Source organism: Actinotalea sp. C106 (genome assembly GCF_023630195.1).
GTDB lineage: Bacteria > Actinomycetota > Actinomycetes > Actinomycetales > Cellulomonadaceae > Actinotalea.
In genome coordinates, this window is record NZ_JALPKN010000514.1 from 1 (window position 1) to 1,226 (window position 1,226).

At 76.7% G+C, this 1,226-nt stretch carries 2 protein-coding genes; one reads left to right on the top strand and one right to left on the bottom strand.

Features of this window, described 5'->3' with window-relative positions; genetic code table 11:
* A partial coding sequence (locus L0B03_RS18100; RefSeq protein ID WP_250448429.1) for a LysR substrate-binding domain-containing protein occupies positions 1–764 on the bottom strand: 764 nt, incomplete at its 3' end.
* Positions 765–929: 165 nt separating this feature from the next.
* Between L0B03_RS18100 and L0B03_RS18105 the strand changes: the two genes are divergently transcribed.
* Positions 930–1,226, top strand: a 297-nt coding sequence (locus tag L0B03_RS18105) for a DUF5997 family protein (protein WP_250448431.1), incomplete at its 3' end; no start/stop codon positions are given.

Genomic DNA, 1,226 nt, shown 5'->3' on the forward strand with positions numbered 1-1,226 from the left:
GACGTGCCGCCGCGGCCTGCGGAGGCCCCCCGGACGGGACGGGGGGCCGATCCCGCTCGGCCCGCTGACCCGTCCGCGGCCCGGCCCGTGGTCTGCGTGCCGCGGTCCTCGTCCGAGCTCGTCGGGCGGGGCCCGCGTGAGCTGTTCGCGGTGCGGCCGCGCACGATCCCCACGAAGGTCTCGACCTCCTCGGTGGTGCGGTCGGTGCACCAGGCGAGCTGCACCGTCGAGGTGGGGGCGTCCGTGACGGGCCGGGAGGCGACGTCGCGCCGCTGGTGCAGGCGGGCGAGGGACTGCGGCACCACGAGGACCCCGACCCCCGCCGCGACGAGCTCGACGGCCTCGGCCGTGGTCGGCGGCGTGGGGAGCAGGCTCGGCTCGCCCGGTCGCTCCGCCCAGGCGAGGACGTCGTCCGCGGGGACCAGGAGCGTCTCCTCGGCGAGGTCCCGCGCGGTGACCTCCTCGGCCGCGGTCACGAGGTGGTCACGGGGGACCACCACGACCGACGTCTCGGTGTAGAGCGGGATCGCGCTGAGGTCCTCGGGGCGCTCGTGCAGCCGGACCAGGGCGACGTCGGCCAGGCCCTCGCGCAGGGCGGCGAGCTGGTCGGCGACCTCGACGTGGACCAGCTCGACAGGGAGGTCGCTGCGCTCGCCCCAGGTCCGCAACCAGCGGCCCGGGCTGGTGCCCGGGACCATCGCGAGCCGGAACCGCTCGGGCGCTGGTGCCTGGGTCGTCCCGTCGCCACCGTCCACCACGACCATCCCCCTGTCCGGACCGTCCCGGGTCTCGTTGCGCTGCCCTCGGGTGACCCGGGCCGCGAGGATCTGAGGCGGGCCCGGTGAGGCTGGGGCCAGGGTAGCCGCGCGGGCACCTATCCTGGGCGGGTGAGCGACAGCGCGCCCCGGCGGAACCGGAAGCCCCAGACCATGAAGCCCGCGACGGCGGCAGCCAAGCTCGGGGTCTACCTGCCCGCGACCCCCGAGGAGTTCCAGGCCGGCGCGATCAGTCGCGACGAGCTCGACGAGCTCCAGCAGAACCCTCCGGCCTGGCTCACGGCCCTGCGCAAGGAGGGCCCCCACCCGCGCCAGGTGGTCGCGGCACGGCTGCGCGTCTCGACCAGCGGCCTCGCCCGCGCCGGCATGACCGAGCCGCTCAGCACCGCCGAGCTCGACGAGCTCATGGCCGACGCGCCCGGCTGGCTGCGGCGCGAGCGCGCGAGCTTC